This window comes from Acrocarpospora macrocephala (assembly GCF_009687865.1).
Classification (GTDB): Bacteria; Actinomycetota; Actinomycetes; order Streptosporangiales; family Streptosporangiaceae; genus Acrocarpospora; species Acrocarpospora macrocephala.
Genome location: NZ_BLAE01000054.1, coordinates 30,810 through 54,075 on the forward strand (window position 1 = coordinate 30,810; position 23,266 = coordinate 54,075).

The following is a 23,266-nucleotide window of genomic DNA, read 5'->3' on the forward strand; positions in this document are numbered from 1 at the left end:
GGAGCCCAGGCGTTACAGGACGGTACCAATGGTGCAACTTCCCGCAGACGCCCAGGCGGTTGTGGTCGGTGGTGGGGTAGCTGGATGCAGCGTCGCCTTCCACCTCGCCCGGCTGGGTTGGCAGGACGTGATCCTGCTGGAACGCCATGACCTGACCGAGGGCACGACCTGGCACTCAGCGGGTTTCGTCGGCCAGTTGCGGTCCACGGTCACCCAGACCCGCATGATCATGTACTCGGCTGGTCTCTACCCAGAACTGCGTGATCTCACCGGGTTGGATCCCGGCTGGCACGGGGTCGGTGGACTTCGCCTCGCGACCACCCCCGAACGCCACGAGGAACTCCTCCGCCAGGCTGGCGCTGCCGAGACATACGGCCTGGACATGGATCTTCTGGACGCGTCGGCGACGTATGACCGCATGCCGCTGCTTGCCGTGGACGACGTTCTGGCATCGCTCTGGCTTCCTGGTGATGGCTGGCTGGATCCGGCCCGGCTGGGGCGGGCGTTGGCGGAAGGGGCCCGCAAGCTCGGCGTTCGTATCATTACGGGCGTTGAGGTAACGGGCATCGACGTCGAAAACGGCCGCGTCCGGGGGGTCAGGGTCCGCAGGTCCACTGAGTCGGGTGTCGGCGGCTCGGCGTCCCCAGGGTGGGATGTCCACGGATCGGCGCTTCCTGGGTCGGATGTCGGCGGATCCGGCTCTCGCGGGTCGGAGGGTCGTCAATCGGCTGGGGGAACTCAGCCCAACGCTGGTGGGTCTGCCCGGAGTGGAGTTGGCTCGCGGCCGCAGGAGGAGCGGCACCGGCAAGACCTCGACGGGCGGGGTGAGATCGCGCCTGGTTCGGAGTGGGTCATTCGGACGGACACGGTGGTCAATGCCGCAGGTGCCGCAGCCGGGGTGGTCGGGCGGATGGCCGGGGTCGATGTGCCCGTTGTGCCGATCAAGCATCAGTATGTGGTGACCGCGCCTTCCGGGGTTCCGGTGACGGCGCCGACGGTTCGGGATCCCGACAACATCGTGTATTTCCGTGAAGAGGGTGGCGGCATTCTCGTCGGGGGATATATCCGGACTCCGGATGTTTGGGAGGACCCTAACCCGCTCTCCCAGCCTCGCGCCCTCTTCCCCCCGAACATGCCCAAATTCGAGGAATCCTGGGAGTCCGCCCGCCGCCGCCTCCCTTCCCTCCGCTCCAACGGCCAGATCGTCAAGGTCGTCCACGGCCCCGAAGCCTTCACCCCCGACGGCGAATTCCTCCTCGGCGAGACCTCCGTCCGCGGCTTCTGGGTCGCCGCCGGCTTCTGCGTCCACGGCCTCGCCGCGGCCGGCGGCGTCGGCAAGGTCATGGCCGAGTGGATCGTCGACGGCCAGCCCGAATACGACATGTTCGCCATGGACATCGCCCGCTTCGGCACCCACGCCCGCTCGGCCACCTGGGCCCGCGCGAAAGCCCTCGACTCCTACAGCAAGTACTACGACATCGCCTACCCCGGCGAGGAACGCACCGCCGCCCGCCCACTCCGCCGCTCTCCCGCGTGGGTACGGCATGCGGAACTGGGCGCCGAATTCGGCGAAAAAGCAGGCTGGGAACGAGTCAACTGGTACGACTTGCCCAATTCTCTGCGGAACCAGGGATCTTCGACCGAAGAGCCATCGGGAACCTCAGACGCATCGACAAATCCGGCTTCGTCCGGATCTGCGTCGGGCGGAGCATTGTCGGGTGGGGTTGCGTCGGGTGGAGCTCTGCTCGGTGGAGCTGCGCCGGGAGGAGATTCCTCGGATGGCGCTGTCCCGGATGGAGTTTCCTCGGATGGCGCTGTCCCGGATGGAGTTTCGGTAGGAGATTCCTCGGATGGAGCTTTGTCGGGGGGAGCTTCCTCGGATAGGGATTTGTTGGATCGGACTTCCGTGGGTCCTTTGGTGGATGACGCCTCGGGCGAAGCCACGGAGAGGGCCCTGGAGCGGAGCTCCGGGTATAAACCGGGTGGGTGGGCGGGTCGTTTCTGGTCTCCTTCGATTCGGGAGGAGTGTTTGGCGACTCGGGATGCGGCGGGGTTGTTTGATCAGACTTCTTTTGGGAAGTTGGAGATTTCTGGGCTGGGGGCGTTGCAGCGGATTGCGGGTAACGATATCGACAAGGCTGTTGGGTCGGTTGTTTATACGCAGTTGCTTAATGGGCGGGATGGGATTGAGGCGGATGTCACGGTTACGCGGTTGGGGGAGGATCGGTTTCGGCTGGTGACCGGGACTGCGTTTGGTGGGCATGATATGGCGTTGCTCAGGCGTCATGGCGTTGAGGTTCGGGATGTGACGTCGGCTTATGCGTGTTACTGCCTTTGGGGGCCGAAGGCGTACAGCATTCTGGCGGGGTTGACCGGGGATGATCTGAGCTTTGGGTATATGAAGGCTCGGGAGATCAGTGTGGGGTATGTGCCGGTGCTGGCGCAGCGGGTGACGTTTGTGGGGGAGTTCGGGTGGGAGTTGTATTGTCCCGTTGAGTATGGGCTGACGCTTTGGGACACGCTGATGGCGGCGGGTGTGCCGGAGGGGATGCGGCCCGGGGGGTATCGGGCGATCGATTCGATGCGGCTGGAGAAGGGGTATCGCGTTTGGGGGTCGGATATCACTCCGGAGACCACTCCGTTGGAAGCGGGGTTGGGGTTTGCGGTCCGTACCGAGCGGCGGGCGGGAATGAAGCGGCCGGAGAGTGAACTCGCGTGCCTGTTGCTGGACGGCGGTAAGGATGTCGCGCTCGGCGGCGAGCCGGTGCGGTTGGATGGCACGCCTGTGTCGCGGGTGACCAGCGGCGGATATGGGTATCGGGTCGATCGGTCGATCGCTTACGCCTATGTGCCGCCGGGAACGACCCGCGTCGAGGTGGGCGTCAACGGGAAATGGGTCGGCGCGGACGTTACGTTCGGGCCGGTTTATGACCCCCGCCATCACCGTATTCGCGCCACTCCCTGGAAATGATCACGGAGGGAGTTCGTCGCGGTTCGGCAGGCCCTGCCAGGTGCTCGCACTGGCCACCGCGAAAGCGGCCACCGCGATGCCACGCTTGAGCCGATCCGACGGATGCGAATCGTCCAGCAAGGCGCTCAGATACCCGGCCACGAACGCTCCGCCGACCTCCGTCGAATCGACGACCGTCACCGGAGCCGCCTGGGTGTCGTAGCGGAAACCGTCGACGGTGGCGCTCGCGCCCTTGGATCCGCGGGTCACGACGAGTTCTCGGAGCGATCCAATGGCGGTTTCGACCAGCCCGAGCTCGTCCTGGTTGGAGAAGAGCACGTCGGCGGAGGCGGCCAGTTCGGTGAGCCCTTCGCGGGCCTCCTCAACGCTCTCCCACAGATAAGCCCGATGATTGACATCCACCGACACCAGCACCCCGGCATCTTTGGCCAGCTTGACGGCGTGATGAACCGCACTCCAGGTGAACCCGCTCAACGCCGGAGTGATTCCGGTGACATGCAGGATGCGCGCGGATTGGATCGCCTCCGCCGGAACATCTCCGGTAGACAGGCGCGACCCCGCGGACCCATCCCGGTAGTTCACCGCGTGCGCGACCCGCCCAATCCGCCGCTGCCGCAACACGATCCCACTCGACGCGGTCTCGTCCACCCGCATATGGCTGGTGTCGATGCCTTCCCCACGCAGCACGGTAAGCGTCCGTACGCCGATCTCGTCATCACTCACCCGCCCCAGAAATCCCACAGAATGCCCGAGCCGCGCCAGCCCGACGGCGACGGTCAGCTCGGCGCCTTCCAAGTCCAATCGTGCGGTCATATCGTGTCGGAGCCGCTCGGCCGAGATGACACCCAGCACCTCGCCCAGCGTGAACACGTCGCTCATGTACGGCTTTCCTAGATCTCAGGTCGCGGCGGCAGAGTCTCGATTTTCCATGACGAGTCAGCGTCGAGACTCCAGAGCAGCTGGTTCTCCGAGTCCCACTTCTTGGGCGCGTCCGTGGTCGCGCGCGGGTGCATATCCCGCTCGTCCAACGCGGCCTTGTACGCCTTCCACGCCTGCCGGTATGCCCGCCGCGCTTCGACGTCGTCATCGGCGTACATCTCGGGCGGGGTTGATTCCTGCTGGCTCGTGCCGTCGGGGAACAGCGTCTGCCAGCGGTCGTTGCTCATGCGATTGGTCGCGCGGAACTCGAGGGCTCCCTCCGGCAGCCAGCGCCACCGCACCGCCCAGCCACGCGCGTGGAGCGTTCCGTCCGCGCGCGTGTCCACCGCCACCTGCGGCAGGGCCAATGCCCAGGGCCGGAAGTAGGCCGCGAAACTCTCCGCCACCGTTGTTGGCTCCATACCTCAGGATGATCTCAAGTTTCCCCGCATAACGGCGATAATTGCCCAAATCGCAACACGGCTCTCCCGCCTCAAGGGCACGGCTCCCGCAACACGGGTGCGGCTCCCGCACCGAGAGCCGCATCCGTGCCCGGCGGAGGCCGGTTGGCGGTCTAGTGGTTCTCGTCGGGCCGGTGCGCGTGCCGGGCACCGGCGACGAGCTTGTCCGAATCCGGCGGAACCCGCGTTCCATCGGGGTCGAGCGTGGCGTCCTCTGTCCGGGTCTGCGCGGGAACCGGCTGATCGTCCACTCCGGTGTGGTCACGATCGGCCGTGTCCAGGCGCTTCTCCAGGTCCCGCTTCTCACTTTCCAGCCGCGAGACGCGGTTACGCTCGGCCAGGTGCGCCTCACGCCGACGCCGTCGTCGCAGCGCGGACCTGTGCATCCCGCCCACGACCAGGGCCAGCCCGAGGAGGAGTGCCACCGCGGTGGCGGCGCCGGCCACGAACACCTCGACCGACGTAAAACTCAACGTCCGATCCAGGACGGAAACACTGGTGGTGACCGTGCTATCCAGCATGAACACCTGGACCGCGACCACCACCGCGACCACGATCAGAAGAAGGCCCAGCAAAACCATGATCTCTCACCCCTAACTGATGTGGTTGACGTGGGCCAACCCCGCCTGCCCCGAAACCACTGCCCCAAACGGTTAGTCGCGTAGGACGGTTATCGCGCGGCCTTCCAGGGTGAGGGCTTGGGCCGCGTGGTCGGCTAGCTGGGTGAAGAGGTCGGTGCGTTCCTCGTTTGTGAGGGGTTCGGCCTTGGTGGCGAGGTCGAAGGATTCCGTGGCGAGGGCGGCGAGTTGGGGAGTTGCTGTTGAGCCTTGGGTTACTTGGAGGGTCATGTATTCCTCCAGGATTTCGGCGAAGCGGGGGAGTTGGGGGATCAGTGGGGTGAGGGCGGTGGAGGCGAGGGTGGACCAGGCGGTGGCGGATTGGCGGTAGAGGGTGGCGGCTTCGGTGAGGCGGGGGTCGATGAGGGGGGCCGCTTCGTCGAGGAAGTCGGCGTAGATGGGGCGGGTGGCGCCGGGGGAGCCGTACTCGATTTCCAGGCAGACGTGGAGGCGGGCGAGGGCGGAGAAGAGCGCGCCCGGGGTGGCGAATCGGGCGGACCAGCCTTTCTTGCCGGTGGTGTCGCCGAGTTGTTCGACCAGGCGGCGCATGCCAGATAGGCCCATGTTGACGTCGAAGTAGTTGTTGAGGACCGGGCCGGTGAGGTGGGCGATCGTGGTGGCGATGGCTTCCCGGATCGCATCCTGGATCGACGAAGGAGTGCTGGGTTGCAGGGCGAGCAGGTGGTGTTTGCCTTTGCGGTGCCGGGCCCAGGCGGTTTCCAGCGCGGACAGCGGGATGCGCTCGGGGGTGGTGCGCTCGTCGTCCACGTAGACGGTGTCGCCGTCGAGGCCGATGACGGCGATCTCGTAGCCGTCGCCGAACGGCAGGCCGGGATGCCAGGGCAGCGCGTGGCGGTCGACCCGGCAGATGGCGGCGCGGCCGTCGCCGAGAACCTCGCGCAGGTGGCGTTCGGCGATCTTGGCGCTGCCGGTCTGCCGGATTTCGTAGCCGATGCCCGCCCGCGTGAGCGCCGCCGGGATGAACGGCTCCGGATGATGCTGGGTGACGATCGTCATCGTCGTCATCTCGGTGTACTCGAAGATCGCGTAAAGGAATCCGATGCCGCCGCCCAGCCCGGCCAGCATCGCCTCGCTGTACGGCTCGCCGCTGTGCGGCGCGACCACGCCCGCCTGTCGGAGCACCCGCCCCAGCAGCGCCGAATCGTGGTGCACGCCGCCCCCGGTGGCCGGATATCCCCGCAGGATGGCCGGATCCACCGGCGGCTTGGCCGCGCCGAGCACGTGCCGCCGCGCGGTCGTGTACGCCTCGCCGGTCCTGGCCATGCGCTCGCGAACCCGGCGCTTGAAAGTCTTGCCCTCGGTCATCTGCGTCCCATCAGGCCTGATGACACCTCACGACGGGCCCACGCTCCGTCGCGGACGTCTGTGGCCTGACATCTGCGCAGCCGGCAGGAAACGCCCCAAGGACAGCGATCCCCTTTGCCTCCGCGAAAGCCGATGGGCGTGGACCACCGGTCAGGAGGTTGGGCGCGAGACGTCGCCCTGCCCCTTTTCTACCATCCGACCCTTGACGATCGCCACGCCCAAGCCCGCGCCAACGGCGTACCAGAAGAGATCCGGGGCGTTGAAGGTGGAGCCGAGGACCAACCGGGCCAGGACGCTATGTGCGGACAAATCCGCCGGGATGCCGGTGAGCTGGAAGAACTCGACCGCCCAGCTGATCCCCGTAGCCGCCAAAGCCGCATAAAGAGGCCGCAACCAGAAGGCCAGCAGCGCGTAGATCAGCGTCGTGTAGAGGGCGATTCCGGCGTATTTGGCGAAATCACCGCCGGTGAACGCGCGCACCCCCAGACCCAGCACCAGCACGACGGGCACCGCGAGCCAAGGTCTCATCACGGTATAGATGATCCCGCATCCGCTGGGTAGGGCCTATCCATGGACGAGTTGCAGCAGGTGGAAGAGGAACTGGCCAGCCTCCGCAGGCAGGCGCGCGAACTGCGCGAGCAGATCGGCGAAGGTCCGACGGACCCGGCCGAGGTGGCGATGCTGATCGCGAACGCGGACCAGTTGGACGCCCTGGCGGAGAACATGGAGCTCCGCCGCCAGAGCTTGCTCAACAAGCAGTAGTTATGCCTTCGGTGCCGGTACGGCCCGGCGCGGCCGTACCGGCACCTCCGGCCGTCACTGGTAGACGCGCACGTAGTCCACGAGCATGCGCTGCGGGAGCACGGTCGTCGCGTCGGGGGGTCCTGGCCAGTCGCCGCCCACCGCGTTGTTCAGGATGATGAAGAACGGGTGGTCGAAGACCCAGGGCCCTCTGGTCGCCTCAAGCGAGGCTCGGTCTACGGTGTGGACGGTGTTGCCGTCCATGGTGAACTTCATGCCGGTGCTGTTCCACTCCACCGCGTACACGTGGAAGTCGCTGGCGAAGTCCCCGGCGATCGTGTACGGCGAGCCGAATCCGCCCGCCCCGAAGTACGCGGGCGCGTGGATGGTCGAGTAGGTGGTGTTGGGTATGCGGCCGATGTGCTCCATGATGTCGATCTCCCCGACGTACGGCCAGGGGCGGCCCTGGTCGAAGAAGTCGGCGCCGAGCATCCAGAACGCGGGCCACAGGCCGGTGGTGCCGGACACCTTGATCCGGGCCTCGACCTTGCCGTAGGTGAAGCTGAACTTGCCGTAGGTGTTGATGCGGGAGGACGTGTACTGGCACGGGCCGCCGGGGCAGGACGAGCCGGCGACGGTCTGCCTGCGGGCTTCCATCACCAGGTTGCCGGCGCCGTCGGTGGAGGCGTTGTCGTGGTTGGTGTAGTACTGCAGCTCGTTGTTGACGCCGGGGCCGATTTCGGCCTGCCAGCGGGCGGCGCTGGGCTTGGTGCCGGCCGGGTCGTTGAACTCGTCGCTCCAGACGAGCAGCGGGGGGTTGCGCGGGTCTGGGGGCAGCGGGGGCGGGGTGATGGGGGCGCCGCCGGTGCCGTACACCTGGAACTCCCAGAGGGAGTAGCCGTAGGGGGTGGCGCGCTGGGTGCCGTACATGCGGACGTAACGTCCGGAGCCGGTCACGTTCAGGGTCTGCTTGAAGCCGGTGCCGGTGGTGGTGGTGTAGATCGGGGTCCAGTTGGTGGCGTCGTTGGAGGTCTGGATCTGGAACGCGCGGGCGTAGGCCGGGTCCCATTGCAGGACGACCCGTCTGATCTGCGCGACTGCGCCCAAGTCCACATAAATCCAGCCCGGATCCACCCAGCCGGTCGTCGAGCTCGTCGCCCAGCGGCTCGCCGGGTCACGGTCGAAGGCCCGTGCGGGGATGCACTCGAAGCAGTTGCCGTCGCTCTGTGACGAGGAGGCGACGCCGGGCTTGCCATACGAAAGCAGGACTTCGGTGCCCGGGGAAGGTGAGGGGGACGGAGAAGGTGAGGGCGAGGGTGATGGGGAAGGCGAGGGGGACGAGCCTGAGCCGGTGCGGACCGCGACCTCCCAGAGGGAGTAGCCGAACGCGGTGGCCCGCTGGGTGCCGTTGACCCGCAGGTAACGCCCGGTCCCGGTGACGTCCAGGTTCTCGGTCCCGCCCGGCCCGGTGGTGGTCGAGTAGATGTTCGTCCAGGTCGTCCCGTTGGTGGAGACCTGGATCTGGTACGCCCTCGCGAACGCGGGCTCCCAACTCAACGTGACCCCACAGATCGCCACAGACGACCCCAAGTCCACCTGAACCCACTGCGGGTCGCTGAACGCGCTGGACCACCGGGTGCCCGGGTTGCCGTCGAACGCGGACGATGCCGGGAAGGCCGCGCTCTCGGTCGAGGAGGCGGTGGCGGGCTTGCCCTGAGCGGCGTTGACGGTGCCGCAGCCACTGGTGCCGACCGGGCTGCCGTACACCTGGAATTCCCAGAGGGAGTAACCCCAGGCGGTGGCCCGCTGGGTGCCGTACATGCGGACGTAGCGCCCAGTCCCGGACACGTTAATGGTTTGCACGCCGCCGGCTCCGGTGGTCGTGCTGTACATGCTCGTCCAGGTGGTGCCGTTGGCGGAGATCTGCAGCTCGAAGCCGCGGGCGTACGCGGCCTCCCAGTTCAGCACGACCTGCGAGACGGTGGCCTGGATGCCGAGGTCAACTTGGATCCACTGCGGATCGGTGAACAGGCTGCCCCAGCGGGTGCCGGTGCTGCCGTCCACCGCGGCGGCGGGGGTGAACGCGGCCTCGGAGGAGGACGCGGTGGCGGTCTTGCCTTGGGAAAGCAGGGTGTCGGCCGCGGCTGCGGGGACGCTCACAACGTAGGTAACGATCAGCGCGAACGCGGCAAGCAGTCCTAATCGGACGCGTGCATGCATGGAACCTCCTCGACGGAGCACCAAACCAGGACAGGCCGCGCCGGGCCGACGAGTGCGGGGAAGCGCTCTCGGACACTGAGCGTGCTCGCGATTCAGTACTACTGTCAAGTGTTGAATTAACATGTGAGAAACCGGCGAGACGTGCGAGAGAACGCTTTCCCCTGCCCGGAAGATCGCAATTTCACCCCGCTGACATGCGGATATGTCGGAAAAATCAGGGGAACGTTCCCTAGAGGTCACGACGATCGTTATCTCGGAACCCATTGACAAGTTTCCGGAGCCAGGACCAACCTCACTCCAGGGAACGTTCTCTTCATGATCATAAATAGGAAGGTTCCAACGGCATGTCCACTCTCCCTCGCCGCCGCGTGACGCGGCTCGTCGTGCCCCTGATCGCCGCATCCCTCCTGGCCGCCTGCGGTGGCGAGGACCCGGCCCCCAGCGGTGGCGCGTCCGCCTCCCAGCCGGCTGAGAAGGTCACCCTTACCGTCGCCCTGTTCAGCGACTTCCACTACGCGCCGCTGTACGAAGAGTTCAAGAAGACCCACCCGAACGTCACGATCACCGAGCGCCGGTCCCAGTTCAACGACCACCACAACAACCTGGTCACCCAGCTGGCCACCGGCGCGGGCGCGGCCGACGTGGTCGCGATCGAGGGCGGGTTCATCGCCACCTTCCAGCAGGTGCCGGACAAGTTCTACAACCTGGCCGACTACGGGCTGACCTCCCGCCAGTCGGAATACCTGGACTGGAAGTGGCAGCTCGGCCTCGCCGCCGACGGCAAGACGCTGCTCGGCCTCGGCACCGACGTCGGCGGCCTGGCCATGTGCTACCGCCCCGACCTGTTCAAGAAGGCCGGCCTGCCCACCAACCGCGACGAGGTCTCGGCGCTGTGGCCCACCTGGGACGCCTACGTCGAGACCGGCAAGAAGTTCGTCGCCGGCGGCGTGAAGGACGCCGCCTTCACCGACGGCCCCGGTGAGCACTTCCGGGCCATGGTCGAGCAGGCTCCGGTCGGCTTCTACGACGCCTCGAACAACCTGGTCGTGGCCACCAACCCGGACGTCAAGAAGGCCTTCGACATGGGCGTCTCGATGATCCAGAACAAGCTGTCCGGCAAGCTCACCGCGTTCACCCCCGAGTGGACCACCGGCATCGCCAAGGGCACCTTCGCCACCATGGTCTGCCCGGCCTGGAAGACCGGCGTGATCAAGGACCAGAAGCCCGGCGAGGGCACCTGGGACATCGCCGCGGTGCCCGGTGGCGGCGGCAACCAGGGCGGCACCCACCTGATGGCTCCCAAGCAGGGCAAGCACCCCAAGGAAGCGGCCGAGCTGATCAACTTCCTGACCAGCAAGGAGAGCCAGCTCACCCTCTGGAAGGACGCCAGCGCGCTGCCCTCCCTGCCCGCCCTGTACGAGGACCCGGCGGTGTCCACCTACGTCAACCCGTACTTCGGCGACGCTCCGATCGGCAAGATCTTCACCGACGCCGCGAAGGCGCTCAAGCCCCAGCACACCGGCCCCAAGTCCGGTGACGTGCTGCTCGCCATGGGCAACGGCCTGAGCCGGGTCGAACTGCAGAACCAGGCGCCGGAAGAGGCCTGGGCCCAGGCGGTCGCGGACGCGGAAAAGATCAAGTAACTGTCCAGGGTGGCCGGTCATTCTCCCCGGCCACCCAGTTCGGCTTGGCCGCGCCTGTGTCTGGACTGAGGAACGCAGGGTCGCGAAGCGGCCCGGAGTGACGAGGGAAGACACAGGCTGAAGGCGGCCAAGCCCGCCGATCCGAAGGATCGGCCAATGTCACAGAAAGGAGCGGGTATGGCCACGCGTGCCCCGGACCGCCCGGCCGCGCCGCCGCGTCCCCCCGGGAAACGGCGCAGGTTCAACGGGCGCCACTGGCGCTACCAGGCCGACGTCAAAGGCTCGCCGTATGCCTACGTCGCGCCGTTCTTTCTGCTGTTCTGCGCCTTCGGGCTGTTCCCGCTGCTCTACACGGCCTGGGTCAGCCTGCACGAGTGGACGCTGCTCCAGGACGAGCACGAGTTCCTCGGCCTGGACAACTTCATCGCGGTCGTCCAGGACTCCTACTTCTGGAACGCCACCTTCAACACGCTGTCGATCGGGTTCCTGTCCACCGCGCCGCAGCTGCTGCTGGCGATCTGGCTGGCACATCTGCTGAACCGGCCACTGCGGGCGCAGACGCTGTTCCGAGTCACGTTGCTGCTGCCCAACGTGACCAGCGTGGTCGCCGTGGTGGTCATCTTCAGCCAGATCTTCGGGCGCGACTTCGGGCTGCTCAACTGGGTGTTGTCGCTGTTCGGGGCCGGGGAGATCGACTGGCGGGCCGGGACGGGCACCTCGCACATCGCCATCTCGACCATGATCATGTGGCGGTGGACGGGGTATAACGCGCTCATTCTGCTGGCGGCCATGCAGGCCGTACCCAGAGAGCTGTATGAGGCGGCCACCATCGACGGCGCGAGCAATCTCACCCAGCTGCGCAAGATCACCATTCCGATGATCCGGCCGACGATGATCTTCGTGGTGATCACCTCGACCATCGGCGCCATGCAGATCTTCGCCGAGCCGCTGCTGTTCGGCGCCTACAGCGTGACCGGCGGTCAGGACCGGCAATACCAGACGCTGGCGCTGTTCATCTACGAGAACTTCGCCCGCCTGGACTTCGGCTACGCCTCGGCCATCTCCTGGATGATGTTCCTGTTCATCATCGTGATCGCCGGGATCAACTTCCTGCTGACCAGCAGGACGAAGGGGGATCTGCGATGAGGGCTGCGAAGGGCATGCGGCTCACCTATCTCACCCTGCTGGGCGTCGCCTTCTTCACCGCGCTGCCGCTGTATTTCAGTGTCGTGGTGGCCTCCCGGGACAACGCCGCGCTGGCCCAGGTGCCGCCGCCGATGATCCCCGGCGGCAACTTCTTCGAGAACATCGGCCGGGTCTTCGAGACCGTGCCGTTCGCGCTGGCCATGCTCAACTCGGTGATCGTGTCCGGGTCCATCGCGGTCGCGGTGATGTTCCTCTCCACGCTGGCCGGGTTCGCGTTCGCCAAGCTGCGGTTCCGCGGCCGCCAGGCGCTGCTGCTGATCACCGTGGCCACCATGATGGTGCCTTCGCTGCTCGGCATGATCCCGCTCTACATGCTGATGGTGAAGCTGGAGTGGACCGGCAGCATCTACGCGCTGATCGTGCCGGGCCTGGTCAACGCGTTCGGCGTGTTCTTCATGACGCAGTACCTGTCCCGCGCGCTGCCCACCGAGCTGCTGGAGGCGGGGCGGGTGGACGGCTGCACCACCTGGGGCCTGGTCTGGCACGTGGTCTTCCCGGCCGCCCGCCCGGCCGCGGCCGTGCTCGGCATGCTCACGTTCATGAACGCGTGGAACGACTACATGTGGCCGCTGCTCGTGCTCACCCCGGAGAACCCGACCGTGCAGGTGGCCCTGTCCACGCTCGCCGCGGGTTACGTCAACGACTACGTGATGGGCCTGGCCGGTACGGCACTCGGCACGCTGCCGCTGGTCCTCGTCTTCGCGTTGCTCGGCAAACACATCATCGGAGGAATCATGCAGGGAGCGGTCAAGGGATGACGTCGACCATCGAGACTCGGGGGCACGGGAAGGTCGAGCCCTCGACACAGGGTCATTCCGTGGTCTTTCCGGACGGCTTCATCTGGGGCGCGGCCACCGCCTCCTACCAGATCGAGGGGGCCGCGCGCGAGGACGGCCGCGGGCCGTCGATCTGGGACACCTTCGCGCGCACGCCCGGACGGGTGGCCGACGGGCACACCGGCGACGTGGCCTGCGATCACTACCACCGCTACCGGGAGGATGTCGGGTTGATGGCCGGGCTCGGGCTCGGCGTCTACCGGTTCTCCACCGCGTGGCCGCGGATCGTGCCGGACGGGTCCGGGCCGGTCAATCCGCGCGGCCTGGACTTCTACGACAAGCTTGTGGACGAGTTGCTGGGGGCGGGGATCACGCCCTATGTCACGCTTTATCACTGGGATCTTCCGCAGAATCTGGAGGATCGGGGTGGGTGGGCCAATCGGGATACGGCTTACCGGTTCGGTGATTACGCGCAGGCCGTACATGCGCGGCTTGGGGATCGGGTGCGGACCTGGACCACCTTGAACGAACCGTGGGTGTCGGCGTTCCTCGGCTACTGCAGCGGGGTGCACGCGCCGGGGCGCCAGTCGGAGGCGGACGCGTTCAAGGCCTCGCACCACCTGCTGCTCGCGCACGGTCTGGCCGCGCAGGCGCTGACCGGGGAGCTCGCGCTCACCCTCAACCTGGCCCCGGTGGTGACGCCCGCGCAGGCGCTCGACCCCGCGGCGGAGATCTCCGACGTCGACCGGGAGGCGGTCGACCGGATCGACGCCCTGCTCAACCGGCAGTTCATCGACCCGGCCCTGCGCGGGACGTACCCGCCGGAGGTGCTGGAGATCGCGGCCCGGCACGGCGGCCTCGACCACATCAAGGACGGCGATCTGGCGATCATCAACCAGCCGATCGACCTGCTCGGGATCAACTACTACAACCCGTGCATCGTCGAGGCGGCCCCGGGCACTCCGGCCAACGAGGCATACCCGGGCTCGGAGGGCATCGGCTTCGCCAGCCTGGACGTGCCGTCCACCGCGATGGGCTGGCCCATCATCCCGTCAGGGCTTTCCTCCCTGCTCGTACGGCTAAGCCAGGACTACCCCGAAGTCGGGCTGATCGTCACCGAGAACGGCGCCGCCTTCGACGACGTCGTGGTGGGCGACCGGGTCCCGGACGCCGACCGGGTAGCGTACCTGGACGGCCATCTGCGCGCCGCGCACGCCGCCATCGAGGCGGGGGCGGATCTGCGGGGTTACCTCGTCTGGTCATTGCTGGACAATTTCGAATGGGCCGAGGGTTACCACCTGAGGTTCGGCATCGTCCGCGTCGACTACGGCACTCAGCGCCGCCTGCTCAAGGACAGCGCGCTGTGGTATCGCGGGGTCATCCAGCGAAACGGAATTGCATGAAACGTCCTACCTTGGAGGCGGTCGCCGCCAGGGCCGGTGTGTCCAAGTCGACCGTCTCCCGGGTCGTGAACGGCGACACGACGGTCACTCCGGATTTTCGCGAGGTCGTGCTGCGCGCGGTCAACGAGCTGGGCTACGTGCCCAACTCGGTCGCGCGCAGCCTGGTCACCCAGCGGACCAACTCGATCGCGCTCATCGTCTCCGACCCGCCCGCCGGGCTGTTCTCCGACGATCCGATGTTCTCCGCCGTGGTCCGGTCCGCCAGCCGGGCCCTGGAGGCGGCCAGCAAGCAGGTCGTTCTGATGCTGGCGGGCTCGGACGAGAGCCGGTTGCGCGTCCAGGAGTACATCGCCGCCGGGCACGTGGACGGGGTCATGCTGGTGTCCTTCTACGGCGCCGATCCGCTGCCGGCGGCTCTGGTGCGGATGGGGTTGCCGATCGCGTCCTTCGGGAAGCCGGTGTCGGCGCCTTCGGTGCCGTATGTGGACAACGACAACTATGACGGGGCCGCGCAGGCGGTCCGGCACCTGCTGGGGCGCGGGCGGCGGCGGATCGCGACGATCTCCGGGCCGCTGGACATGATCGCGGCGCAGGATCGGTTGACCGGCTATCGGGACACGCTCCGCGACACCGGGCGGCGGTCGATCATCGCGGTTGGGGACTTCACCCGGGTTTCCGGTGATCAGGCGATGTGCCAGTTGCTTGAGGATGATCCGGGGCTGGACGCGGTGTTCGCGGCCAACGATTTAATGGCGATCGGGGCGTTGCGCGCGTTGCGGCAGGCCGGGCGGCGGGTGCCGGACGATGTCGCGGTGGTCGGATATGACGACATCGAGGCCGCGCTCTACACCGATCCGCCGTTGACGACGGTGCGTAGTCCGATGGCCGCTCAGGCGCTGGCGGTGGTCAGCCAGCTGCTCGGCCTGTTCGAGGGCGGGTCGACAGATCCGGTGATCATGCCGACGGAACTGGTGGTGAGGGAGTCCAGCTAGGTCTCACCCTGTAGTAAGCAAATTCTACCAATTCGAGCTGATATTAGTGGTATTGATGCATTCACGGACGCTTGGGGAGCATATGTCCGTAAAGCTCGGATTGGTGGACCTGCGGGACGCCGAATACTCCTATCTTGACGCGCGGGGGCACGTCTACCTCGATTACACGGGGTCAGGGCTGCCCTCGCGACACCAGATCCGCGCCCACGCCGAACGTGTCATCGGCGGATGCTACGGGAATCCGCATTCGGAGAATCCCACCTCCAGCGCGGCGACCGCGCTGGTGGATCGCACCCGGGCGGCCATCCTCGCCTATTTCAACGCCGCACCCGACGAGTACGCGGTGATCTTCACCTCCAACGCCACCGGCGCCTGCCGGTTGGTGGGGGAGGCTTACCCTTTCGGGCCGGACGCCCGGCTCGTGCTGACCAGTGATAACCACAATTCGGTCAACGGCATTCGGGAGTACGCGCGAGCGCGTGGCGCTGAGGTCACGGCCGTGGGCATGGTCAGCCCTGAGCTGCGAGTGGACGAAGGGGAACTGCTCTACGCGCTGGACGGGACCCGAGGGCTGCTCGCCTTCCCCGCGCAGAGCAACTTCACCGGAGTGCAGCATCCGCTTCGGTGGGTCACCGAAGCCCGGGCGCGAGGCTACGACGTGCTGCTCGACGCCGCCGCCTTCGTGCCCGCCAACCGCCTCGACCTCAGCGAGATCCATCCCGACTTCGTACCGGTCAGCTGGTACAAAATCTTCGGCTACCCGACCGGCGTCGGCTGCCTGATCGCCCGCCGCGAGGCTTTGTCTCGACTTATCCGGCCATGGTTCGCGGGTGGAACGATCAAAGCCGTCAGCGCGTACGGCAACTGGCACGTCTTCAACGAGGATGAGAGCGCCTTCGAAGACGGCACCCTCAACTTCCTCTCCATCCCCGACGTCGAAATCGGCCTCAGCTGGATCTCGAGCATCGGCATCGACGCCATCCACACCCACGTCACCACCCTGACCGGCATCCTCCTCGACCGCCTCACCACCCTCCGCCACCGCAACGGCGCCCCCTTCGTCAGCGTCTACGGCCCCACCACCACCCGCGACCGCGGCGCCACCGTCACCTTCAACTTCCGCACCCCCGACGGCGACATCATCGACGAACGCGACGTCGCCCGCTCCTCCGCCGCCGCCGGCATCTCCCTCCGCACCGGCTGCTTCTGCAACCCCGGCGCCGGCGAACGCGCCTTCGCCATCGACGAATCCCTCCTCGCCGGCCCCTACTTCCACGCCGACCTAACCCTCGACGACTACCTCCACGCCCTAGGCCTCCCCAGCGGCGGCGCCGTCCGCGTATCCCTCGGCCTAGCCTCCAACGCAGCAGACATCGACCGCTTCATCGACTTCGCAACAGCGAAATACCTAGACCGAGTCCCGGACTACGCAGATCTCGCCCCTCGCCTGCGTTGCTGAGATATCCATGTATCGCCGAGGCTCACACGGTGGACGAGGAGTGAGTGGCATGGCCGAGCGTAAGGCGTGGTCCGAGAAACGTGCCGAGATCATGAGCCGTCCCGGGGCCGGGGCCGCCTACGAGGCCGCCCGGGTCCGTTTCGAACTGGGCGAAGCCGTACGGCTCCGCCGTGAGGAGCTTGGCCTCACCCAGACCGAGTTGGCCGAGCGGGCGGGGTTGAAGCAGCCGGCTGTGGCGCGGTTCGAGGCGGGTGGCACCATGCCCACCATCCCTATGCTGGAACGCCTCGCCGAGGCATTGGAACTGCGCCTCAGCGTGCAACTCCACCCGCTTCGTGAGGCCAGTTAGTCGAGCTGGCACCACAACCGCCCTACCGGAACCCCCGGTACCACTGGACTAGAAGTGCCCGTCGGACGCCATCGACTGGGTGCCGATCACGTCGAGTAGGCGGAGCTTGTCGGCGGTGTCGGAGACTGGTGGGGCGGTGTAGACGACGAGGCGCAGGTCGGTGCCCGGCACGGTCAGGACGTCGCAATCGAGCGCGAGCGGTCCGACATCGGGGTGGTGGATCGTCTTGGTGTTCATCACGTGGGTGCCGACCTCGTGTGAGGTCCACAGCGTGGCGAAGCGGGGGCTGGCGCGCCGCAGGTCGGCGACGAGGGAGGTCAGGCCGGGGTCCAGGGGGTAGCGGGCGGTTACGGCCCTGAGGTCGGCGACTGCGGCGAGTTCGAACCTGGCTCCCTGCTCGGCTGAGTGGGTGATGCGGGTGGGCGCCTCGGTGAAGTGGCACCACAGCACGTTGCGCTCGCGGTCGCGCAGGCCGGAGGGGTCGCCGAGCAGCGCGGCGTACAAGCGGTTCCACGCGATCAGGGTCCAGGCCGCGTCAAACACGCTGACCGGGGTGCCCTCCATCTGGTCGAGCAGCCGCTGCGCGCTGGGCGTGAGGTGCGACGGCATGCGATCGTTCGCGGGCGCGAGCCGCCCCGCCAGCAGGAACAGGTGCCGACGTTCCTGGTCCGACAGCCGCAGTGCGCGTGCCAACGCGGTGATGACCTGTTCGGACGGTGCCGTCGCCCGGCCCTGCTCGAGGCGGATGATGTAGTCCACCGACATGCCGGCCAGCTGGGCGACCTCCTCGCGCCGCAGCCCGGCCGCCCGGCGCGCGCGCCCGGCGGGAAGCCCGACCGCGACCGGGTCGATCCGGTCCCGCCAGCGGCGTAGCGCGGCGCCCAGCTCGTTGCTCATTCGCCCACCATATGGGTGGTGCGCACCCGACTGCCTGGTACCGCCGTTCCCAGGAAGAAGCAGACACTTCCTGCTCGTACGGGCGGCGCCCAGGCTGGGGGCATGACGACGACACTTGTCACCGGGGCGAACAGGGGGCTGGGCCTGGAGACCGCCCGCCGCCTGGTCCAGGCCGGGCACGAGGTGTTTCTCGGGGCCCGCGACGCCCGGCGGGGAGAGGCGGCCGCACGGCGGGCCGGTGGCCGCCCGCTGCTCCTGGACGTCACCAGCGACGACTCCGTGCGAGCGGCGGCGGACCGGGTCCGCGTGGCGGCCGGGCACCTCGACGTCCTGGTCAACAACGCGGGCGTGATCGGCTCCATCGAGTCAGCTGGCGAGATCACCGCCGCGGACATGCAGGCGTGCTTCGACACCAACGTGTTCGGCGTGGTCCGGGTCACGCGCGCGTTCCTGCCGCTGCTCCAGCGGAGCCCGGCGCCCGTCGTGGTGAACGTCAGCAGCGGTCTTGGCTCGCTGGCCGTCGCGGCCGACCCCGACGCGTACACGGAGGTCGTGCCAGTCTGGGTCCCCGCGCTGGTCTACAGCGCCTCCAAGGCGGCGCTGAACATGGTCACGGCGCAGTACGCACACGCATACCCGGCCATGCGGATCAACGCGGTCGACCCCGGGCACACAGCCACCGACTTCAACGGCCACTCCGGCGCGCAGACCGTGGCGGAGGGCGCGGAGATCATCGTACGCATGGCCATGATCGACAAGGAGGGCCCGACCGGTGGTTACTTCGCCGCGACCGGCCGCTTCCCTGGTAGTCCGATGCAACGAAAGGAATCCCGCGATGAACAAGCGCCGGGTCGAGATCGTGTTCGATGTCGCGTGCGTGCTTTCCTATCTCGTCTTCACCCGGTACAGCCGGGCCGCGCAGCGCTACCGCGAGAGTGGCGGCGAGGTCGAGACGGTCTTTCTCCCGTTCCAGCACCGGCCAGACGCCGATCCCGCTGGCGAGCCCCTCTTCGAGACGCACAAGCGCGACCGCGGTGAGGCCGCCGCGCGCGAGGTCCAGACCATGACAACCTTCGGCGCCGAGGACGGGCTGAAGGTGGACTTCGGGCGCGTGGTGTCGACCAACACCTTCGACGCCCACCGCCTCATCGCCCAGGCCGCCGCCCAGGGCCGCGGCGAACGGATGGCGGAGCGCCTGTTCCGCGCCTACTTCACCGACGCGCTCAACGTCGCCGACCACGACATCCTGGTGATGCTGGCCGAGGAAACGGGCGTACGGATGTCCGACGGCGGCGCAACAGAACTGCGCGCCGAGCTCGACCGCGTACGCGGGCTCGGCTTCACCGCCGACTCGGTCCCCGCCTTCCGCTTCGACACCGGTCTCACGCTCTCCGGCGAACAGCCGGAGGAGGCCTTCTTCGCCGCGTTCGAGGCCTAGCGGCGGAGGGCCCATTCGACGGCGGGGCAGCGGTCCATGACTACCTCTAAACCTGCTGCTTGGGCGCGGCGGGCTGCGGGGATGTCGATGACGTTGAGGGGGAGCCAGACGGCTTTGGCGTGGATGGTGATTGCCTGGGTTATGGCTTCGGGGGCGTGGAGGGAGCGGCGGTAGACGGCCACGACGTCTACGGGGGTGGGGATGTCGGTGAGGGTGGGGTAGCCCTTTTCGCCGAGGACGGGCTCGGCGAGGGGGTGCACGGGGATGATGGTCTTGCCGCGTTGCTGGAGGAGTCTGGCCTGGTCGTACGCGGTTCGGTCGGGGTTGTTGGCTAGTCCGACGAAGGCCCAGGTCTGGGTGTCGTGGAGGAGCCGCCGGATGACACCCAAGTCGGCGAAACGGTCTTCCATGGTCTCTGCAACATGCGGGATGTCGCGGAACATCCGGATTTCCGGGGCTATTTGGGTGCGGTACAGCCCCTCTGGGGGGTTGGTCATGATCCGGCCCCGGGGATTCCGGGGGCCGTTCGAGTCGCTGCGCCTCTGACGGCGTGTCAAACCCGATCGAAGCGGTACGAGTCCGGAGAAGCCCTTGGTGGGACCTTCCGTGCACGTTGAGCGGTCAAAGGTGGCAATTCCCTCGTTGGGTGATTTCGTGAACGTTTCAGCAGGTCCTTCTTGTGGCTGTGTGCTGGCTCGTTCGACTTTTCCCGACTGTCCGTAGATCGCGCTTTCGTTCGCATATAATTGGACAAATAGATGGATGGCGATGTGGGTGGACTGCAAGATTGATCGAGAGTCAACCTGGTTGTGAGTAGCATTCATCTTCGGTTGGGTCGCAGGTCGGGGCCTGGTTCATGGCTTCACCCGTGATGTTTGCCCATACGTCATTGGTTGAATTTGTAACTAGGAACTCATCGGGTTATCCGGAATTCTCTCTGTAGAGGAAAGCAGGGAGATGGCCGTGAATGACCAGTATGAGCTTTATTGCCTGGCGGATCGGCTTTTTTATGATTCGCCGGATAATCGGCAGTCGGAACATGCTGATTTCCCGGTAGCCGGCCGGGAGGTGCCGGTCGGGTGGGAGCATCAGCCGACCGACACGTGGATGCACTACGCGCCGGGTGTCCGGCAGATCGCGATGCAGGGCTGGAAGATTCACGTTTCGGCCCGGCTTGAAGACGCGGATCGGGTGCTGGGGGCGGTGTGGGACTACTGCGTGCCCAGGGACATCCCGTTCAAGTTCCTGCGCAGTGCGCCGGTTGTGACCATGCTCAACTCGAAAGCCGCCCCCCGGGGAGCAAGCGGCAAGCTTGTCACGATTTATCCGCATGAATCGGAGCTGGAGCTTGCGCTCAAGGAGCTCGATACGCTCCTGCGTGGCGTCGAAGGGCCGTACATCCTCAGCGACCTTCGCTACGCGGACGGGCCGCTGTATGTCCGCTACGGGGGCTTCGTCCCGCGCTACTGCCTTGACGACAGCGGCGAGCAGGTTACCGCGATCGAGAACGCCGACAGCGAGCTCGTTCCCGACGTCCGCGGTCCCTCGTTCGTCGTTCCGCCGTGGGTTCAGTTGCCCGAATTCCTGAAGCCCCAACTCGAAGCTCGGAATGCGGTCACGACCGGCGGGTTGCCGTACGAGATCGAGGCGGTGATGCACTTTTCCAACGGTGGCGGGGTGTATCTGGGGTGGGATCGGCGTACCGGCGAGCGAGTGGTGCTCAAGGAGGCCAGGCCGCATGCGGGGCTGGACGCCGGCGGGCGGGATGCGGTGGCTCGGCTCCAGCACGAGCGGGACATGCTCCAGCGCCTGAGGGGCCTGGACGCTGTCCCGGAATATCGTGACTATTTCACCCTTGGCGAGCACCACTTCCTCGTCATGGAGTTCGTCGACGGGAATCCGTTGCAGCGCCAGCTGGTTCACCGCTATCCGCTGACGAGGGCCAACTGCTCGGCGGAGAGTCTCGCCGAATACACCGCGTGGGTTCTGGAGATGCTGCCCCGAGTCCGGGACGCGGTCGAATCGCTGCACCGGCGCGGCGTGGTCTTCGGCGACCTGCACCCCAACAACATCCTGGTCACCGAGACCGGTCGCGTGGTCCTCATCGACTTCGAAGTGGCCATGCCGGTCGAGGACCAGGGCCGTTCCCTGCTCGCTCACCCCGCCTTCCAGGCACCCCCGAACCGCCGCGGCGCAGAGGTCGATCTCTACTCACTCGCCTGCCTCTGCTTCGGCCTGTTCGCCCCCCAAGCCACCATCATGCTCCCCCTGGCCAACAACAAGATCACCCAACTGGCCCACCTGATCACCACCACCTTCCCGGTCCCCCCAGAGATCATCACCACCGCCCTGCGAACCATCCAGGGCGCGAACCCTGACGCGGATGCGCTCTCCTTCAAGGCGACCGAGTGGCCGTCCGGCGCGGATGCGATGGTCCGGGCGATTCTGGCCACTGCCACGCCCGGTCGTCGGGATCGGCTCTTCCCTGGAGATATCGCGCAGTTCCGCCCAGGAGGCGGCCTCAACTTCGCGCACGGCGCCGCCGGTGTGTTGTACGCGCTGGACGCAGCTGGAGCCGGGCGATACCCGGAATACGAGGACTGGCTGCTGGCCCGGGCATCACAACCCGCCCCTGGAACTCCGCTGGGTTTCTATGACGGATTGCATGGCATCGCCCACGCGCTCGATCGATTCGGGCACCGAGACATCGCGCTCGACCTGGTCGACCGCGCGATGCGCGAGGACTGGCGGCGACTGGACGCCGGCCTGTCCACCGGCCTGGCCGGAATCGGGCTGAACCTGCTGCACCTCGGCCTGGACGCGCAAGCCGTCATCGAGACCTGCGCCGCCCGGCTACCCGACGACGTGCCCGAACTAAGCGGTGGCTCCAACCCTCGGGCGGGGCTCATGCACGGTTCCAGCGGATCCGCGCTGCTGTTCCTGCACGCCTACGAGCACAGCGGCGACCACGCCCTGCTCGACCTGGCCGAACGCGCACTCCGACAGGACCTGCGGCGATGCATCCGCACCCAGGACGGTTCCCTCCAAGTGAACCAGGGCTGGCGGACATTGCCCTACCTGGAGGAAGGCTCGGTCGGGATCGCCCTCGTGCTGGACCGATTCCTCACCCATCGTCCCGACGAAGAACTGCGCGCCGACCTCGACGCGCTCCTGCTCGTCACCCGATGCGGCTACTTCGTGCAGCCCGGCCTGTTCGCCGGCCGGGCCGGACTCGTCCTCGCCGAACCGGATCTGATCCCCGGCCTGGACTGGCATGCCCTTCCCTACCGGGACGGACTCGCGTTCCCCGGCGACCAGTTGCTCCGCCTCTCGATGGATTTCGCCACCGGGACCGCGGGCGTGCTGCTCGCCGTGAGCGGCGCTCCGCTCCCCTTCCTGCGACCGCCCGGCGAGCACACCGGTTCAGGGGCGCCCCTGTGACCGGACGCCGAGCGGCACCCGTACCGACTCGCATCGCGAAGGAGGTGAACACGCGCACATGGTTCTTCTCGACCTTCAGGCCATGGAGGTGCCGGGTGGCTACGGCCACGGCCACGGCGGCGGCAGCACGCTGACGCTGCTGGGCTGCCAGTCGAACACCCCCAGCAACCTGAGCCTTCTGCTCTGTCACTAGAGCTCACGCATAACTCAATGAACCCCCCGATAAAGAAGGAGCACGACCATGGTTCTTCTCGACCTTCAGGCGATGGAAGTTCCCGGCGGCGGCCACGGCCACGGCGGTGGCGGCGGGAGCACGCTGACCCTGCTCGGCTGCCAGTCGAACACGCCGAGCAACCTGAGCCTCCTGCTCTGCCACTAGCACGAGTCCCCGAGCCCTGAGCTGCCCCA

Annotated in this window: 21 protein-coding genes and 1 pseudogene; 14 read left to right on the top strand and 8 right to left on the bottom strand. The window is 67.0% G+C overall.

Translation table 11 applies throughout. The features are described 5' to 3' along the window. Window positions 1-28: 28 nt before the first annotated feature. A complete protein-coding gene (locus Amac_RS38155) occupies window positions 29-2,971 on the top strand; it encodes a GcvT family protein (protein ID WP_170322864.1) in 2,943 nt (980 codons plus the stop codon). Here the strand turns inward: Amac_RS38155 and Amac_RS38160 are convergent, their stop codons facing one another. From Amac_RS38160 to Amac_RS38180, 5 genes are all read right to left on the bottom strand, one after another. Further along, a complete protein-coding gene (locus Amac_RS38160) occupies window positions 2,972-3,850 on the bottom strand; it encodes a sugar kinase (protein WP_155359291.1) in 879 nt (292 codons plus the stop codon). It lies immediately after the preceding gene. Between the two features lie 11 nt (window positions 3,851-3,861). Beyond that, the gene (locus Amac_RS38165) at window positions 3,862-4,311 is read right to left on the bottom strand and encodes a hypothetical protein (protein WP_155359292.1); all 450 of its coding nucleotides are present in this window, start codon (window positions 4,309-4,311) and stop codon (window positions 3,862-3,864) included. Between the two features lie 152 nt (window positions 4,312-4,463). Next, window positions 4,464-4,931, bottom strand: a complete 468-nt coding sequence (locus Amac_RS38170; protein ID WP_155359293.1) for a hypothetical protein — start codon at window positions 4,929-4,931, stop codon at window positions 4,464-4,466. A 72-nt stretch (window positions 4,932-5,003) separates the two neighbouring features. After that, entirely contained in the window at window positions 5,004-6,293 is a 1,290-nt protein-coding gene (locus Amac_RS38175; protein ID WP_155359294.1) for a BtrH N-terminal domain-containing protein, read from the bottom strand. A 150-nt stretch (window positions 6,294-6,443) separates the two neighbouring features. Further along, window positions 6,444-6,821 (bottom strand): ribosomal maturation YjgA family protein, encoded by a 378-nt coding sequence (locus tag Amac_RS38180; protein ID WP_155359336.1) that lies wholly within the window; start codon window positions 6,819-6,821, stop codon window positions 6,444-6,446. Window positions 6,822-6,863: 42 nt separating this feature from the next. Here Amac_RS38180 and Amac_RS38185 point away from each other — a divergent pair, with 42 nt between their 5' ends. Further along, window positions 6,864-7,055 carry a hypothetical protein gene (locus tag Amac_RS38185; RefSeq protein ID WP_155359295.1) on the top strand — a complete coding sequence of 64 codons (192 nt, stop codon included), beginning with the start codon at window positions 6,864-6,866 and terminating at the stop codon, window positions 7,053-7,055. Window positions 7,056-7,109: 54 nt separating this feature from the next. On the opposite strand, the gene Amac_RS57530 is transcribed toward Amac_RS38185, so the two are convergent. Beyond that, window positions 7,110-9,254, bottom strand: a complete 2,145-nt coding sequence (locus tag Amac_RS57530; RefSeq protein WP_155359296.1) for a discoidin domain-containing protein — start codon at window positions 9,252-9,254, stop codon at window positions 7,110-7,112. A gap of 344 nt (window positions 9,255-9,598) precedes the next feature. On the opposite strand from Amac_RS57530, the gene Amac_RS38195 reads away from it, so the two are divergent. From Amac_RS38195 to Amac_RS38225, 7 genes are all read left to right on the top strand, one after another. After that, window positions 9,599-10,897, top strand: a complete 1,299-nt coding sequence (locus Amac_RS38195) for an ABC transporter substrate-binding protein (RefSeq protein WP_155359297.1) — start codon at window positions 9,599-9,601, stop codon at window positions 10,895-10,897. 177 nt (window positions 10,898-11,074) lie between these two features. Beyond that, complete coding sequence (locus tag Amac_RS38200) at window positions 11,075-12,043, top strand: carbohydrate ABC transporter permease (protein ID WP_174900277.1); 969 nt, start codon at window positions 11,075-11,077, stop codon at window positions 12,041-12,043. After that, window positions 12,040-12,861, top strand: coding sequence for a carbohydrate ABC transporter permease (locus Amac_RS38205; protein WP_246268983.1), 822 nt, complete (start codon window positions 12,040-12,042; stop codon window positions 12,859-12,861). The genes Amac_RS38200 and Amac_RS38205 overlap by 4 nt, the downstream gene beginning before the upstream one ends. Continuing rightward, window positions 12,858-14,282 carry a GH1 family beta-glucosidase gene (locus tag Amac_RS38210; protein WP_155359299.1) on the top strand — a complete coding sequence of 475 codons (1,425 nt, stop codon included), beginning with the start codon at window positions 12,858-12,860 and terminating at the stop codon, window positions 14,280-14,282. The genes Amac_RS38205 and Amac_RS38210 overlap by 4 nt, the downstream gene beginning before the upstream one ends. Continuing rightward, complete coding sequence (locus tag Amac_RS38215; protein WP_155359300.1) at window positions 14,279-15,274, top strand: LacI family DNA-binding transcriptional regulator; 996 nt, start codon at window positions 14,279-14,281, stop codon at window positions 15,272-15,274. The genes Amac_RS38210 and Amac_RS38215 overlap by 4 nt, the downstream gene beginning before the upstream one ends. A gap of 82 nt (window positions 15,275-15,356) precedes the next feature. Beyond that, window positions 15,357-16,733 carry an aminotransferase class V-fold PLP-dependent enzyme gene (locus Amac_RS38220; RefSeq protein ID WP_246268984.1) on the top strand — a complete coding sequence of 459 codons (1,377 nt, stop codon included), beginning with the start codon at window positions 15,357-15,359 and terminating at the stop codon, window positions 16,731-16,733. Between the two features lie 49 nt (window positions 16,734-16,782). Further along, entirely contained in the window at window positions 16,783-17,082 is a 300-nt protein-coding gene (locus Amac_RS38225) for a helix-turn-helix domain-containing protein (protein ID WP_155359302.1), read from the top strand. A 48-nt stretch (window positions 17,083-17,130) separates the two neighbouring features. Here Amac_RS38225 and Amac_RS38230 read toward each other — a convergent pair whose 3' ends face one another. Beyond that, complete coding sequence (locus Amac_RS38230; RefSeq protein ID WP_155359303.1) at window positions 17,131-17,979, bottom strand: helix-turn-helix transcriptional regulator; 849 nt, start codon at window positions 17,977-17,979, stop codon at window positions 17,131-17,133. A gap of 102 nt (window positions 17,980-18,081) precedes the next feature. On the opposite strand from Amac_RS38230, the pseudogene Amac_RS38235 reads away from it, so the two are divergent. Continuing rightward, window positions 18,082-18,618 (top strand): annotated as a pseudogene (locus Amac_RS38235) (SDR family NAD(P)-dependent oxidoreductase); the annotation flags it as partial. Between the two features lie 196 nt (window positions 18,619-18,814). Continuing rightward, window positions 18,815-19,417 (top strand): DsbA family oxidoreductase, encoded by a 603-nt coding sequence (locus Amac_RS38240; protein ID WP_155359304.1) that lies wholly within the window; start codon window positions 18,815-18,817, stop codon window positions 19,415-19,417. Here the strand turns inward: Amac_RS38240 and Amac_RS38245 are convergent. Next, complete coding sequence (locus Amac_RS38245) at window positions 19,414-19,914, bottom strand: CoA-binding protein (RefSeq protein ID WP_307729811.1); 501 nt, start codon at window positions 19,912-19,914, stop codon at window positions 19,414-19,416. The genes Amac_RS38240 and Amac_RS38245 overlap by 4 nt on opposite strands. 466 nt (window positions 19,915-20,380) lie before the next feature. On the opposite strand from Amac_RS38245, the gene lanKC reads away from it, so the two are divergent. The 3 genes from lanKC to Amac_RS38260 are packed head-to-tail and all read left to right on the top strand — an operon-like array spanning window position 20,381 to window position 23,237. Then, window positions 20,381-22,858 carry a class III lanthionine synthetase LanKC gene (gene lanKC, locus Amac_RS38250; protein ID WP_155359305.1) on the top strand — a complete coding sequence of 826 codons (2,478 nt, stop codon included), beginning with the start codon at window positions 20,381-20,383 and terminating at the stop codon, window positions 22,856-22,858. A 58-nt stretch (window positions 22,859-22,916) separates the two neighbouring features. Beyond that, window positions 22,917-23,051, top strand: coding sequence for a SapB/AmfS family lanthipeptide (locus Amac_RS38255; RefSeq protein ID WP_155359306.1), 135 nt, complete (start codon window positions 22,917-22,919; stop codon window positions 23,049-23,051). A 48-nt stretch (window positions 23,052-23,099) separates the two neighbouring features. Continuing rightward, on the top strand, window positions 23,100-23,237 hold the full coding sequence (locus Amac_RS38260; RefSeq protein ID WP_155359307.1) for a SapB/AmfS family lanthipeptide: 138 nt from the start codon (window positions 23,100-23,102) through the stop codon (window positions 23,235-23,237). Window positions 23,238-23,266: the final 29 nt, after the last annotated feature.